A 14,889-nucleotide genomic window follows, 5' to 3' on the forward strand; every position below is an offset into this window, starting at 1 on the left:
ACTATGTTCACTTTCCTGCTCGTCAACTACCTCTTCCGGGAATTCGTCCGGATCATCAACGCCATTTTTCACCGGGACGATATTGGTTGCGTGAAGGCCTTTTTGTCCTTCTACCAGGTCATATGTTACTTCTTGACCCGCTTTTAGTGTTTTGTAGCCATCCATATTGATGGCTGAGTAGTGCGCAAAAATATCGTGTGCCCCATCTGCAGATAGGATGAATCCATAGCCTTTGGCATTGTTAAACCACTTCACTGTACCTGACGGCATATTAAAACCCCTTGCTGGACTTTCTAGTTATTAAATTTGCCCTGCTAACAACCAACCACTATTTGACTGATTAGTCCCCTTTTATTGAACATTTTTTGCCCAAAACGATTTTCTATAACTAAATAAGGAACAAGTCAAGCGGAGGATGAGATCGATAAACGTACACAAAAAAGAAGTTGCCGGTAGAATTGAGGCTCTAAAAGGGTATTAAAATGTAAGATAGATGAAGGCGTTTTTTGAAAACACTATGACTATGAGTTTGAACGTAAGACTGAGCAAAAGGGATGATGTGGATCAATGGCAACACAGTAGTGATGCTGTTGTCGAAGAGACACGCCCTGAGCTCAAGCGACCCAGGAAGTACAAGGTAGTCTTGTTTAATGATGACTTTACCCCAATGGAGTTTGTCGTCGAACTGCTTGAGGTCTTTTTTGCAATGAACCGCGAGGCCGCCACACGCGTAATGCTGAAAGTACACATGGAGGGAAAGGCTGTTTGTGGCGTTTACACCAAGGATGTAGCGGAAACGAAAGTCGCACAGGTAAATCAGTATGCACGGGACAACGAACATCCCTTGCTCTGTGAAATAGAACCTGTTGAAGATGATGATCTCTAGTAAAGCACTATATAGGTGGCTGTATGTTAAGTAGAGAGCTTGAGTTGACCCTGAACAAGGCGTTCAAAGGAGCCAGCGAGAAGCGTCATGAATTCATGACGGTTGAGCACCTGTTGCTGGCATTACTCGACAATGAGTCTGCGGTGAGAGTACTTCGTGCTTGCGGCGTAGACATTAACGTATTGCGTCACGACCTAGACGAGTTTATTGAATCCACTACACCACTGATTCCTGAAGAACTGGTTGAAAAAGACACCCAGCCGACACTCGGTTTCCAGCGGGTACTGCAACGTGCCGTTTTTCATGTGCAGTCTTCCGGCAAGAAGGAAGTCCAGGGGGATAACGTGCTGGTGGCTCTGTTCAGTGAACAGGAGAGCCAGGCCGTCTACTTCCTGCGCTTGCAGAATGTTGCCCGAATCGATGTCGTGAATTACATCTCCCACGGCATTTCCAAATATGCTGACCAGTCTGAACAGCACGATGGCGAAGTCCACCAGGACGAGGGCGCGGTCGAAAGCGAGGCGCCCGGGCACAGTTTGCTGGAGCAATTCACCACCAACCTGAATGTGCTCGCCAGCAAGGGAGAGATTGATCCCCTGGTAGGGCGCCAGCTGGAAGTTGAGCGGGTCTGCCAGGTGCTGGCACGCCGCCGCAAAAACAATCCCCTGCTGGTGGGTGAGGCCGGTGTCGGTAAAACGGCGATCGCCGAAGGGCTTGCCAAACTCATTGTCGAAGAGGAGGTGCCCGAGGCATTGAGCCACAGCGTGGTGTATTCCCTCGACCTCGGCAATCTGCTCGCGGGCACCAAGTATCGCGGCGACTTCGAGAAGCGCTTCAAAGGCGTTCTGGCTGAACTGAATGCCGAGGAAGGAGCGATCCTGTTTATCGATGAGATCCACACCATTATTGGTGCCGGCGCCGCCTCCGGTGGCGTGATGGATGCCTCCAACCTGTTAAAGCCGTTGCTGACCTCGGGGAAAATCCGCTGCATCGGTTCGACAACTTTTCAGGAGTACCGCGGTATCTTCGAGAAGGATCGTGCGCTGTCCCGCCGTTTCCAAAAAATCGATGTCTCCGAACCGACTGTGGAAGAGACCTTCGGTATTCTGAAGGGTCTGAAGTCGCGCTTTGAAGAACACCACAATCTGCGTTTTACCAACTCGGCGCTGAAAGCGGCGGCTGAATTGTCTGCCCGTTACATCAACGACCGGTTCCTGCCGGACAAGGCTATCGATGTCATCGACGAAGCCGGGGCGTACCAGCAACTGCAGTCTCCCTCCAAGCGCAAAAAAGTGGTCGGCGTGGGGGACGTTGAGGCCATTGTGGCCAAAATTGCCAGAATCCCGCCCAAGAGCGTATCCGCTTCTGACAAGGAACAACTGCGCGGCCTGTCCGACAAACTGAAAATGGTAGTGTTTGGTCAGGATGAAGCAATTTCCGTGCTGTCCACCTCCATCAAGCTGGCCCGCGCCGGTTTGCGCGAGGGCGACAAGCCGATCGGTTCGTTCCTGTTTGCCGGCCCCACCGGTGTCGGCAAAACCGAGGTCTCGCGGCAACTGTCAGAGGTTATGGGTATTGAGCTGTTGCGCTTTGATATGTCTGAGTACATGGAGCGCCACACTGTCTCCAGGCTGATTGGGGCGCCGCCCGGTTACGTCGGCTTTGATCAGGGTGGCCTGCTCACCGACGCCGTCACCAAGAACCCCCACGCGGTGGTGTTGCTCGACGAGATCGAGAAAGCACACCCCGAGGTGTTCAACTTGCTACTGCAGGTCATGGATCACGGCACCTTGACGGATAACAATGGCCGCAAGGCCGATTTCCGCAATATCATTTTGATCATGACCACCAACGCCGGTGCCCAGGAGATGAGCCGCTCTTCAATTGGCTTTACCTCGCAGGACCACACTACCGATGGCATGGAAGTGATCAAGAAAATGTTCACACCGGAGTTCAGGAACCGCCTGGACGCCATTATCCAGTTCAAACCTCTGGACGCCACTGTGATTCATACCGTGGTCGACAAGTTTCTCTGTCAGCTGCAACAACAGCTGGATGAAAAGCGGGTGCTGCTGGATATCGATGAGGAGGCCAAAGAATGGCTTGCCGAGCATGGCTACGATGAGAAGATGGGCGCACGGCCCATGGCGCGCCTGATCCAGGAGAAAATCAAGAAGCCCCTGGCCGAGGAAGTCCTGTTCGGGGACCTGGCAGGGGGCGGCATCGCCAGGGTATCAGTGTCAGATGATGGTGAGCTGGTAATCGAAGCAGAAACGGAAGTTGCCTGACAGGAAGGGCAGGCAACTTATCGCGCGCGGTAGGTGATCCTGCCCTTGCTGAGGTCGTAGGGTGTTAATTCGACTTTTACTTTGTCGCCGGTGAGGATGCGGATGTAGTTTTTACGCATTTTGCCGGAGATATGGGCGGTCACTACGTGGCCGTTTTCCAGTTTGACCCGGAATGTGGTGTTGGGGAGTGTATCAATGACTTCCCCTTCCATTTCAATATTGTCTTCTTTCGCCATGCCGCTCGAATTCTCCAAGACCTGCTTTTCCTAGGAAGTGGCGCATTCTGCCTGAAAATCAGGCAAAGTCAATTCATAGGAACCCAGCGGTCATCGATCAGTAACTCCAGCGGCTGGAAATTCTTCTTGTAAGCCATTTTAGGGCTGCGTTCGATCCAGTAACCGAGGTAGAGATAGGGCAGTCCCAAATCCCTGGTCAGTACCAGCTCGGCCAAAATCATGTAGGTGCCAAGGCTGCGTTTCGGATGGTCCGGAGAGTAATAGGTGTAGATGGCCGACAGGCCATCGTTGAGAATATCGATCACGCCGGCGGCGACCAATTCACCCCGAAGACGTATTTCAAGTATCCGGCTGTTATCCCAAAGGCTGCTGATGAAATCCCGGTACTGAGTCATGGTGGGCGGATACATGTCGCCATCGGCGTGGCGCTCTTCAAGATAGCGCTCATAGAGCGGGTAGTGTTCACCCTCGTCAATGGTCCGGGCAATGCTCACGGTGAGATCAGCGTTGCGTTTATTGCAGCGGTGTTGCTGCCGGTTGGGTTCGAAGTCATTCACCACAAGGCGGGCGGGGATACAGGCTTTACACGACTTGCATCGGGGTGCGTAGACGTAACGACCGCTGCGCCGAAAACCATAGTTGGATAGATAGCTGTAGAGGTTTTTATCGATGCTGATGGCGGGATCGACAAAGGCGGTAATCGCTTTCTGATCCTCCAGATAGCTACAGGGGTGAGGTTCTGTCAGAAACAGCCTGATCGCTCTAACATCTGGCGATATATCCCGGGACATAGCTTTTAGCCCTCAACTCCAGGTGGGTTACATAAGTTTAGTCAATGCGCTATCAATTTCGACAGCATGCCAGTTAAAGAGTTTACCGCGCAGATTGGCCAACCTGGCGAGGAATTCACGGCGCGGAATGGTGACCGCCCCCATCGACAGCAGGTGAGCGTTACTCAGCTGACAGTCGATCAGACTGTCTGTGCTCTGCTGATGCAGTATTCCACTCAATGCCGCCAACGCCACTTTTGACGCGTCCCGCTGGCGGCTGAACATCGACTCACCGCAAAACAGACTGCCGACCATCACGCCATACAGCCCGCCAACCAGCTGATTGTGGTTCCAAACTTCAATAGAGTGTGCATGACCTGCCCGATGCAATGCAAGGTAGGCGAGTTTCATCTCCGTGGTAATCCAGGTACCTCCACTACCCTGAATTCGCGGCGCCGCACAGTTTTCAATGACCTGTAGAAAGTCATGGTCGATTTTGACCACCCATTCGCTGCGCCGCCAGCTTTTCCTGAGTGACCTTGAAACCGCGATCCGTTCGGGGAAAATCACGGCGCGGGGATCTGGCGACCACCACAGCAGTGGCTGACCGGCTTCATACCAGGGGAAAATGCCCTGCTGATAGGCCGCCAGCAGCGTGTTGCTGGCGAGGTTGCCGCCGACGGCGAGGAGGCCCTCAGGGTCCCTGAGGGCGTTTTCCGGATGGGGGAAAACAGGGTCTTGCGAATCGAGTAGCGTCAGATCACGCAAGGCTGCTTCACTCGAGGGCGTCGAGGTATTTTTCCGCATCCAGTGCCGCCATACATCCGGAACCTGCGGATGTAACGGCCTGGCGGTAGACATGGTCGGCCACATCTCCCGCCGCGAAGACACCTTCAACACTGGTGGCGGTGGCATTGCCGTCGCTGCCGCCTTGCACAGAAATATAGCCGTTTTTCATCTCCAGCTGGCCGGAGAAAATATCCGTATTCGGCTTGTGGCCGATGGCGATGAACACGCCCGTGACCTCAATGTCCCGGGTGGAACCGTCCTGTGTGTTTTGCAGGCGCAACCCGGTCACCCCGGCATCGTCGCCGAGCACTTCGGCCAGGGTGTGATTCCACAGCAGTTTGATATTGCCGTTTTGGGCGCGCTCAAACAGTTTGTCCTGGAGAATCTTTTCTGAACGCAAGGAATCGCGGCGGTGCACCAGAGTCACTTCACTGCAAATGTTCGACAGGTACAGGGCTTCTTCGACGGCCGTATTGCCACCGCCGATGACGGCGACTTTCTGCTTGCGGTAGAAGAAGCCGTCGCAGGTGGCACAGGCGCTGACACCTTTGCCCATGAAGGCTTCCTCTGAAGGCAGCCCCAGGTACTGGGCCGATGCCCCGGTACAGATGATCAAGGCATCGCAGCTGTAGCTGTTGCTGCCTTTGAGCTGGAAGGGACGACGACTGAGATCCACCTGCTCGACATGGTCGAAAATGATGTTGGTATCGAAGCGTTCGGCATGGGCCTGCATTCTGACCATCAAATCCGGCCCCTGCAGGCCCTCCACATCGCCAGGCCAGTTATCGACGTCAGTGGTGGTGGTTAATTGGCCACCCTGCTGGATGCCGGTGATCACCACCGGATTGAGGTTGGCCCGTGCCGCATAGATGGCCGCAGTGTAGCCCGCAGGCCCGGAGCCGAGAATGATCAGCTTATGATGTTGTGTCTCTGACATGGCGAAAAATTCCAGAACAATGGGTTTCAAATTGGTGGTTATGATAATGAAAGCCCTTGCGGAGACAAAATAGCATTTCACTATAGGCCGAATTTAGTGAACTAATGCATTTTGGGGCTGCTGGTATTTCCATCTACTGCCATTACAATAGCGGTCAGAGTACAACAGCCGGATATTCCGTTGAGCAGAGTAATACAGCCGAAAAAAAAGCAGGGGCCTGAGATCAGGCCGTCACCATCACGGGTGAAAATGATGCTCAGGGAAGGAGCCCTGATTAGCTGGTTGGCTATCTGTGCCTATTTGTTGCTCGCCTTCCTCAGTTACTCCCCAGCTGACCCGGGCTGGTCCCACACCGGCAGTATGGACCGCGTTGAAAATGCGGCCGGCCCCTTGGGTGCCTGGCTATCCGATGTGTTTTTCTCGCTGTTCGGCTATATGTCCTACCTGTTCCCGGTGTTGCTGGCGCTGCGCGCCTGGAGTGTGTTCCGAGCCCATCAGGAAGAGAGCACCGAGTTTGACGGCGTGGTGTTCGCCCTGCGTATCCTCGGATTGGTGTTGGTCATGGTCTGCGCCACCTCGCTGGCGACCTTGCAGTACGGCGGACTCAGCACATCGCTGCCATTTGGTATCGGGGGTATCCTCGGCACATCCGTCGCGACGGCTTCCACCACGGCTTTCAGCTATGTGGGCAGCACCCTGATCCTGCTGGCGATATTTTTGTTTGGCCTGACGGTTTTTACCGATCTGTCCTGGCTGGCGGTGATCGACGGCGCCGGCCGGCTCACCCTGCGGGGCTTTGAGCAGGTGAGGCTCGGTTTTGCCGGTTACCGGGCGCGCCGCGAGGAAAACCGCCAGGCTGAAAGCGCCCAACTGCGCCGCAAGGAAGTGAAAGCCAAGCGGGCCGAAAAAGACGCAACTCGGATTCCCCCCACCATCCAGACACTACCGAAACGGGAAATTCCGAGTATTCGGGTGGAAAAGGAGAAGCAGACGTCGCTTTTCGAGGAGCCGGTTAGCGGCGAGCTACCCGCTATCAACCTGTTGGATAAAGCGGACAACAACCGCGACAAGGGCTATTCCCGTGAATCTCTTGAGGCGATGTCCAAGCAGCTGGAACTCAAACTCCAGGACTTCGGCATCAGTGCCGAGGTGGTGGAAGTATTGCCGGGACCGGTAGTCACGCGTTTTGAAATTCAGCCTGCTGCCGGCGTCAAGGTGAGTCGTATCAGCAACCTGGCCAAGGACCTGGCGCGCTCACTGGCGGTGGTCAGTGTGCGGGTCGTGGAAGTGATTCCCGGAAAATCCGTGGTGGGCATCGAAATTCCCAATGAACACCGGGAAATGGTTCGCCTCGGGGAAGTGCTCGCGTCAGAAACCTATGAGCAGGCCAAATCCCCGCTGACACTGGCCCTGGGCCACGACATTTCCGGGCTGCCGGTGGTGGCGGACCTGTCAAAAATGCCCCATCTGCTGGTGGCTGGCACCACGGGCTCCGGCAAATCCGTTGGTATCAACGTGATGCTGCTCAGTCTGCTGTATAAGGCCAGCCCAGACGAGGTTCGCCTGATTCTGGTGGACCCCAAAATGCTGGAGCTGTCCGTTTACGATGGCATTCCCCACCTGCTGACACCGGTGATCACGGACATGAAGGATGCCGCCAGCGGCCTGCGCTGGTGTGTCGGTGAAATGGAGCGTCGCTACAAGTTGATGGCCGCCATGGGGGTGCGCAATTTATCCGGGTTCAACCGCAAGATTGCCGATGCCATTGCCGCAGGTAAGCCGATTACGGATCCCCTGTGGCAGCCGGACGAGCACGCCAGCCTGTTCGGCGAAGAGAGCCTGGCTGCCCCCAATCTGGAAAAGCTGCCCTATATCGTCGTTGTGATTGATGAATTTGCCGACATGATGATGATCGTCGGCAAGAAAGTGGAACAACTGATCGCCCGCATTGCTCAAAAAGCCAGGGCAGCCGGTATTCACCTGATTCTGGCCACCCAGCGCCCCTCCGTGGATGTGATTACCGGACTGATCAAAGCCAATGTGCCGACCCGCATCGCCTTCCAGGTGTCATCCAAGATTGACTCCCGCACCATCCTCGATCAGGGTGGCGCGGAACAACTGCTGGGCCATGGGGATATGCTCTATCTGCCGCCGGGCACCAGTGTTCCGGTTCGTGTTCACGGCGCATTTGTCGATGATCACGAGGTTCACCGGGTAGTGGCAGACTGGAAGCGCCGCGGTGAACCAGAGTATCTGGAGGATATTCTCGACGAAGCCGTTCTCGGCAATATTGTGGTGCCGGGTTATTCCTCGGAAGGCGGGGAGGGCGGTGACGACGCCGAGTCAGACCCGCTATACGATGAAGCGGTGGCATTTGTGCTGCACACCCGCAAGGCATCCATTTCCTCGGTGCAGCGCAAGTTGCGCATTGGTTACAACCGCGCGGCCCGACTGATCGAACAGATGGAGGTCAGCGGTGTGGTCAGTGAAATGGGTACCAACGGCAACCGGGATGTTCTCGTCCCCGGCCGCGACTAACTGCACTTAACCTTATTTTGATGACATTCCCTATGATTCGTGCCCTGTTGACCTGCTGTTTACTCACCGCATCCTGCGCGCTTTGGGCGGGAGGTCAACCCGCTGCCAATGCGCTGCGCGCGAGGCTTGCCGGGCTGGATAGCCTGACGGCCAAGTTTGAACAGACCGTTTACGCTGCCGAAGGTGATGTGCTGCAACAGGCCAGCGGGCAGATGCAGGCAGCCCGACCCGGACGGGTGCGCTGGCAAACGGATGCCCCGCTGGAGCAGCTGATTGTCTCCGATGGACAGACACTGTGGCTGTACGACCCGGACCTGGAGCAGGTTACCATCAAGCCATTTGAAGAAGACCTCAGCAAAACGCCGGCAGTACTGTTTATCGGTGATCTGGCCGCACTGGAGCAAAGCTACAGCGTCAGTGTGGAAGAGGGTGACAACACGCTGTTTACCCTGCGGCCGATCGCTGCCGACAGCCTCTACGAGAAAGTCACACTGAGCTTTGTGGGGGATATCCCTCTGGCCATGGCCCTCTGGGACAGTCTCGGGCAAAAAACGGATATCCATTTCCGGGATGTCCAGCCCAATTCACCCTGGGAACCCGAGCAGTTCGTGTTTATCGCCCCGCAAGGGGTGGATATCATCGGCGATGAATAGGGACCTGTTCAGTCGCGATCTCGGCCAGCCCCTGGCGGCCAGGATGCGGCCGCGCACCCTCGACGCCTTCAGCGGCCAGGTTCATCTGGTGGGGGAGGGAAAGTCCCTGCGCGAGGCGATTCAGGCGGGACAGCTGCACTCCATGCTGTTTTGGGGGCCGCCGGGTGTCGGCAAAACCACCCTGGCCCGCATTATCGCCGATTCCGTCGACGCCCACCTGGAAGCCGTCTCGGCGGTGCTGGCCGGCGTCAAGGAGATTCGCGCCGCTGTCGCCCGCGCCCAGGAAGAGCGGGACCTGCGCGGTCGCCAGACGATCCTGTTCGTGGATGAGGTCCACCGTTTCAACAAGTCCCAACAGGATGCCTTCTTGCCCTATGTGGAAGATGGCACCGTAGTACTGATTGGCGCGACCACTGAAAACCCGTCCTTTGAGCTCAATAATGCACTGCTGTCCCGCTGCCGGGTTTATGTCCTGCGCAGCCTTGAGCACGATGACATCGTCAAAATTATCCGCCGAGCCCTGAGTGACCGGGAGCGAGGGCTTGGCGCTCGGGGTTTGACCGTCACCGATGACGCCCTGGAATTGCTGGCCAGCGCTGCCGACGGCGATGCCCGCAAGGCGCTCAATCTGCTGGAAATTGCCAGCGACCTGGCAGTCGCCGACAGAGTGGAACGGTCCGTGGTTGAGGAGGTGCTGGTCAGTGATACCCGTCGCTTCGACAAAGCTGGCGAGTACTTCTACGACCAGATCTCGGCGCTGCACAAAGCGGTGCGAGGCTCCTCACCGGATGCCGCACTGTACTGGTTTGCCCGTATGATGGATGGCGGCTGCGATCCTCTTTACATCGCTCGACGGGTGGTGCGTATGGCGAGCGAGGATATCGGCAATGCCGACCCGAGAGCACTCAGCCTCGCGCTCAACGCCTGGGACACCCTGGAGCGGCTCGGCAGCCCGGAAGGTGAATTGACCCTTGCCCAGGCCATTCTCTACCTGGCATCCGCCCCCAAGAGCAATGCGGTGTATCAGGCCTTCAACCGCGTCCGGGCAGACGTGAAGCAAATGCCGACCTATGATGTGCCACTGCATTTGCGCAATGCCCCCACCAAGCTGATGAAAGAGCTGGATTACGGTGCGGAATACCGTTACGCCCACGATGAGCCCGGCGCCTTTGCCCCCGGTGAAAATTATTTCCCCCGGGAATTGCAGGGCACACGTTATTATTTTCCCTCGGAGCGGGGACTTGAGAAGCAAATTGCCGAGAAGCTGGATCGCTTGCGCGAGCTGGACAAAAACAGTCCCGTGCAACGTTACGGAGAGGACGATACATGCAATGGTTGATGGTGGCGCTGGGCGGTGCCCTCGGTGCGATGGGGCGATTTGCGGTGAACGCGGTGATCTTTCCTGTGATGGGGGGCCGCTTTCCCATGGGTACCCTGGTGGTCAATGTGGCGGGCTCCATTCTGATGGGGCTGTTTTATGTGTTGATCATTGAGCGCGGTGTATTACCCGCTGAAATGCGCAACCTGGTGATGGTCGGCTTCCTCGGCGCTTTCACCACTTTTTCCACGTTCTCGCTTGATAGTCTCGCTTTGTGGCAAAATGGCCACCTCGCGCTGGCGGCCGCCTATGTCGCCCTGAATCTAGTGTTGTGCCTGGGGGGTACCCTAGGCGCCATAACTTTGACCCGATTGTTTTAGGAATTTCCCCACCCCATGCTGGACCCCAAACTCGTTCGTTCCGAGCCGCAAACCGTTGCCGCCGCGCTGGCCGTCAAGGGTTTTACCCTGGATGTTGAAAAGCTCAACCAACTGGAGCTGCAGCGCCGTGAGCTGCAGGAACAAGCCCAGTCCCTGCAGGCCGAGCGCAACGCCTACGCCAAGTCCATGGGCAAGGCCATGGGCGAAGCCAAGGCCAAAGGTGAGGATATCGAGCCCCTTAAAGCCAAGGGTGAAGCGCTGAAGCTGGCCTGCAATGAGGCAGAAGACACCCTCAACGCGGTACAGCGGCAACTGGATGAATACTTGAGCGGTGTCCCCAATATCCCGGACCCGGAAGTGCCGGCCGGCGTATCTGAAGACGATAACCTGGAAGTGCGCCGCTGGGGTGAGCCCCGGGTATTCGACTTCGAGGTGCGGGATCATGTGGATCTCGGGGCAAAACTTGGCCTGCTGGACTTTGAAACCGGCACCAAGATTACCGGCTCGCGCTTTGCCGTGATGAAAGGGCAGGTCGCTCACCTGCACCGCGCCCTGATCCAGTTTATGCTCAATACCCACACCCAGGAGCACGGCTATCAGGAAATCAATGTGCCCTATATCGTCAACAGCGACTCCCTGTTTGGCACCGGGCAATTACCGAAATTCGAGGAAGACCTGTTCAAGCTGACCGACGAGCGCAATTTCTACCTGATCCCCACGGCGGAAGTCCCGGTGACCAATGTGTTGCGGGATGAGATTGTCGATGCGGCTGAGCTGCCGGTGAAATTTGCCTGCCACACGCCCTGTTTTCGCAGTGAGGCGGGCAGTTACGGCAAGGACACCCGCGGCATGATCCGCCAGCACCAGTTCGAAAAGGTTGAATTGGTGCAGTTCGTCAAGCCAGAGGATTCCACTGCAACCCTGGAGCGGCTCACCGGCCATGCCGAGACCATCCTGCAAAAACTGGGCTTGCCGTACCGCACCATTATTCTCTGTGGTGGCGATTTGGGTTTTTCCTCCGCCCGCACCTACGACATCGAGGTGTGGCTGCCGTCCCAACAGCGTTACCGGGAAATTTCCTCCTGCAGCAACTTCCGGGATTTCCAGGCCCGCCGCCTGAAAGCCCGCTGGCGCAATCCGGAAACCGGCAAGCCGGAGCTGCTGCACACCCTGAACGGTTCAGGGCTGGCGGTGGGCCGTACCCTGCTGGCGGTGATGGAGAACTATCAACAGCCAGATGGCAGCATCAGCATCCCGGACGTTTTACAACCCTACATGGGCGGGCAAGTCAGCATTGGCTGATTTGCTGACCCTGGCCCAGAATAGTAATTATGGATCTATTGCCGCTGTTTCATAACCTGCGGGGTCGCCGCTGCCTGGTGGTTGGCGGCGGGGATGTCGCCCTGCGCAAGTTGCGCCAGTTAATCGATGCCGGGGCCGCCATTGAACTCATCGCCCCCGAGATCAACCCCGCTATCCGCAACCTGGCCGGGCAACACAGCCTGACGCTGCAGCAACGCCCCTTTGTCGACGCCGATATCGACGGCGCCGCGCTGGTGATCGCGGCCACCAACGACCCGCAGGTCAATCGCCAGGTCTCACAGCTGGCCCAGCGCCGCAATATCCCCGTCAATGTGGTGGACAGCCCCGAACTTTGCACCGTGGTGTTTCCCTCCATCGTGGATCGCTCTCCGGTGCAAATTGCCATTACCAGCAGTGGCAAAGCACCGGTACTGGCGCGGATGCTGCGCACCCGTCTGGAAGGCCTGATTCCCGCCGGCTACGGCAGGCTGGCCGCACTGGCCGGCAAATACCGCAGCCAGGTAAAAGCCGCGATTGACAGCCCCCTGGCCCGCAAAGCCTTCTGGGAAGAGGTCTTTGAGGGCGACATCGCCGAACTGGTATACAGCGAAAGACCCAAGGAAGCGGAACAGCGCCTGGAGCAGAAACTGGCCGGAGAACAGCATCGCCAGGTCGGCGAAGTCTATCTGGTGGGCGGTGGTCCCGGGGACCCCGATCTGCTGACCTTCCGCGCCCTGCGACTGATGCAGAAAGCCGACATCGTGCTCTATGACCGGTTGGTGTCAAAGGAAGTGATGGCGCTGGTGCGGCGGGACGCCGAGCTGATCTACGTGGGCAAGACCGCCGGGGATCACCCGGTCACCCAGGAAAATATCAACGAAAAACTGGCGGAATTCGCGTTGCAGGGCAAACGGGTACTGCGCCTGAAGGGCGGCGACCCCTTTATTTTTGGTCGCGGCGGTGAGGAAATTGCCCACTTGGCAGAGCGCGGCGTGCCTTTTCAGGTGGTACCCGGCATTACCGCGGCCTCCGGCTGTGCCAGCTATGCGGGTATTCCACTGACTCACCGGGATTACGCCCAGTCGGTGCGCTTTATCACCGGACACCTCAAGGATCACTCCCTGGATCTCAATTGGCAGGACCTGATCGCCCCCAATCAGACCCTGGTGTTCTACATGGGCTTGAGTGGACTGGAGAGTATCTGCAAGGAGCTGATCGCCCGCGGCAAGTCCGCCGCCACCCCTGCTGCCCTGGTGGAGAAGGGCACCACAGCCCGGCAGCGGGTGTTCGTTGGCGATTTGACAACCCTGCCGGATATTGTCCGCAAGGCAGAGGCCAAGGCACCCACCTTGATCATTGTCGGTGATGTGGTCAAACTCCACGATCAATTGTCCTGGTTCAAGGGCTAAGTGTTGCTAAAGGAGAAGACCATGGCCACCTATGATGTTGACCTGTTTGTCATCGGTGCCGGTTCCGGTGGTGTGCGCACCGCGCGCATGTGCGCCCAGCAGGGCCTGCGTGTGGTGGTGGCTGAAGCCCAGTATCTGGGCGGCACCTGCGTCAATGTCGGTTGTGTTCCCAAAAAACTGTTTGTCTACGCCTCCTCATTTGCCAATGAATTTCGCGCAGCACAGGGCTTTGGCTGGCGGGTAGGCAATACCCGGTTTGACTGGCCAACCCTGCGGGACAATAAAAATCGTGAAATCGAACGGCTCAACGGCATTTACGGTAATTTACTGGACAATGCCGGGGTGGAGCTGGTCAGAGGCTGGGCAAAAATCCTGGGGCCCCACGAAGTTGAGGTCAATGGTAAAACCTATTCCTGCGACAAGATCCTGATCGCCACCGGTGGAGTACCCTTCGTGCCGGAATTCCCCGGCAGCGAGCTGGCCATCACCTCCAATGACGCCTTCTACCTGGACCAACTGCCCGAACGTATCCTGATAGTTGGCGGCGGCTACATCGCCGTGGAATTTGCGGGGATCTTCAATGGTCTGGGGGTCGAGACCCACTTGCTTTACCGGGGGCCGCTATTTCTGCGGGGTTTTGATCAAGATGTGCGAGAAACCCTCAAAGAAGAAATTGAAAAACAAGGTGTTAAGATACATTTCTCAACTGATATCGAGAAAATTGAAGCCCTGAACAACGGTTATAGAGCAACCCTGAACAGTGGCGACATGCTCGATGCCGGACTGGTGATGTACGCCACCGGCCGCCACCCCAATGTCAGCCGGCTGGGCCTAGGGAACACCGCCGTACAGACCCGCGGCAACGGCTCGATTGTCGTGGACGACTATTTTCAGACCGCCGAGCCATCAATCTACGCCATTGGCGACGTCATCGGCCGGGTTGAGTTGACGCCGGTGGCCATCGCGGAAGGCATGGCGTTGACGCAAACATTGACCACCGGTGTTCCCGCCCGCGTTGACTACAGCAATATCCCCACCGCCGTTTTTAGCCAGCCGAATACCGCCTCCGTCGGCCTGACGGAAGAGCAGGCAAGGGAGCTGCACGCGGATGATTTACAGATTTACCGCAGCCATTTTCGCGCCATGAAGGAAACCCTGGGGGGCGGTGACGGCAAGGTATTTATGAAATTGATTGTGCAACGCAGCAGCGACAGGGTAGTTGGATGCCATATGGTGGGAGAGGGCGCCGGGGAGATCATCCAGGGCATCGCCATCGCCATCAAGGCTGGGGCTAGCAAAGCGGACTTCGACGCCACCATTGGCATACATCCGACTGCCGCCGAGGAGTTCGTCACCATGCGGGAGCCCGGCTGACGCCCCGCA

At 57.0% G+C, this 14,889-nt stretch carries 14 protein-coding genes; 9 read left to right on the forward strand and 5 right to left on the reverse strand.

The features are described 5' to 3' along the window. Nucleotides 1-270 (reverse strand): cold shock domain-containing protein CspD (cspD, locus tag ABY948_RS00970; protein WP_461480629.1); only part of this gene is annotated, 270 nt, incomplete at its 3' end. Nucleotides 271-493: 223 nt separating this feature from the next. Between cspD and clpS the strand changes: the two genes are divergently transcribed. Together clpS and clpA are read left to right on the forward strand one after the other, a co-directional pair. Then, a complete protein-coding gene (gene clpS, locus ABY948_RS00975) occupies nucleotides 494-886 on the forward strand; it encodes an ATP-dependent Clp protease adapter ClpS (RefSeq protein WP_461480630.1) in 393 nt (130 codons plus the stop codon). A 23-nt stretch (nucleotides 887-909) separates the two neighbouring features. Beyond that, complete coding sequence (clpA, locus tag ABY948_RS00980; RefSeq protein WP_461480631.1) at nucleotides 910-3,174, forward strand: ATP-dependent Clp protease ATP-binding subunit ClpA; 2,265 nt, start codon at nucleotides 910-912, stop codon at nucleotides 3,172-3,174. Nucleotides 3,175-3,191: 17 nt separating this feature from the next. Here clpA and infA read toward each other — a convergent pair whose 3' ends face one another. From infA to trxB, 4 genes are all read right to left on the reverse strand, one after another. After that, nucleotides 3,192-3,410: a translation initiation factor IF-1 gene (infA, locus tag ABY948_RS00985; protein WP_461480632.1), complete on the reverse strand. Its 219-nt coding sequence runs from the start codon at nucleotides 3,408-3,410 to the stop codon at nucleotides 3,192-3,194. Between the two features lie 68 nt (nucleotides 3,411-3,478). Further along, on the reverse strand, nucleotides 3,479-4,201 hold the full coding sequence (locus ABY948_RS00990) for an arginyltransferase (protein WP_461480633.1): 723 nt from the start codon (nucleotides 4,199-4,201) through the stop codon (nucleotides 3,479-3,481). Between the two features lie 27 nt (nucleotides 4,202-4,228). After that, a complete protein-coding gene (gene aat, locus ABY948_RS00995; RefSeq protein WP_461480634.1) occupies nucleotides 4,229-4,987 on the reverse strand; it encodes a leucyl/phenylalanyl-tRNA--protein transferase in 759 nt (252 codons plus the stop codon). After that, on the reverse strand, nucleotides 4,956-5,906 hold the full coding sequence (gene trxB, locus ABY948_RS01000) for a thioredoxin-disulfide reductase (protein ID WP_461480635.1): 951 nt from the start codon (nucleotides 5,904-5,906) through the stop codon (nucleotides 4,956-4,958). The genes aat and trxB overlap by 32 nt, the downstream gene beginning before the upstream one ends. A 249-nt stretch (nucleotides 5,907-6,155) precedes the next feature. Here trxB and ABY948_RS01005 point away from each other — a divergent pair, with 249 nt between their 5' ends. From ABY948_RS01005 to gorA, 7 genes are read left to right on the forward strand one after another with little or no spacing between them, the layout of a single operon-like run. Continuing rightward, the gene (locus ABY948_RS01005; protein ID WP_461480673.1) at nucleotides 6,156-8,444 is read left to right on the forward strand and encodes a DNA translocase FtsK; all 2,289 of its coding nucleotides are present in this window, start codon (nucleotides 6,156-6,158) and stop codon (nucleotides 8,442-8,444) included. A gap of 32 nt (nucleotides 8,445-8,476) precedes the next feature. Beyond that, the gene (gene lolA, locus ABY948_RS01010) at nucleotides 8,477-9,097 is read left to right on the forward strand and encodes an outer membrane lipoprotein chaperone LolA (protein WP_461480636.1); all 621 of its coding nucleotides are present in this window, start codon (nucleotides 8,477-8,479) and stop codon (nucleotides 9,095-9,097) included. Then, a complete protein-coding gene (locus tag ABY948_RS01015; protein ID WP_461480637.1) occupies nucleotides 9,090-10,436 on the forward strand; it encodes a replication-associated recombination protein A in 1,347 nt (448 codons plus the stop codon). Before lolA ends, ABY948_RS01015 begins: the two co-directional genes overlap by 8 nt. After that, nucleotides 10,424-10,795 (forward strand): fluoride efflux transporter CrcB, encoded by a 372-nt coding sequence (crcB, locus tag ABY948_RS01020; RefSeq protein WP_461480638.1) that lies wholly within the window; start codon nucleotides 10,424-10,426, stop codon nucleotides 10,793-10,795. Before ABY948_RS01015 ends, crcB begins: the two co-directional genes overlap by 13 nt. 15 nt (nucleotides 10,796-10,810) lie before the next feature. Beyond that, nucleotides 10,811-12,097 carry a serine--tRNA ligase gene (gene serS / locus ABY948_RS01025; protein WP_461480639.1) on the forward strand — a complete coding sequence of 429 codons (1,287 nt, stop codon included), beginning with the start codon at nucleotides 10,811-10,813 and terminating at the stop codon, nucleotides 12,095-12,097. Between the two features lie 29 nt (nucleotides 12,098-12,126). After that, nucleotides 12,127-13,506, forward strand: a complete 1,380-nt coding sequence (gene cysG, locus ABY948_RS01030; RefSeq protein WP_461480640.1) for a siroheme synthase CysG — start codon at nucleotides 12,127-12,129, stop codon at nucleotides 13,504-13,506. 21 nt (nucleotides 13,507-13,527) lie between these two features. Next, entirely contained in the window at nucleotides 13,528-14,880 is a 1,353-nt protein-coding gene (gene gorA / locus ABY948_RS01035; RefSeq protein ID WP_461480641.1) for a glutathione-disulfide reductase, read from the forward strand. The last annotated feature ends 9 nt before the right edge of the window (nucleotides 14,881-14,889 follow it).

Origin of the sequence: Porticoccus sp. (genome assembly GCF_041592135.1) — a bacterium.
GTDB lineage: Bacteria > Pseudomonadota > Gammaproteobacteria > Pseudomonadales > Porticoccaceae > Porticoccus.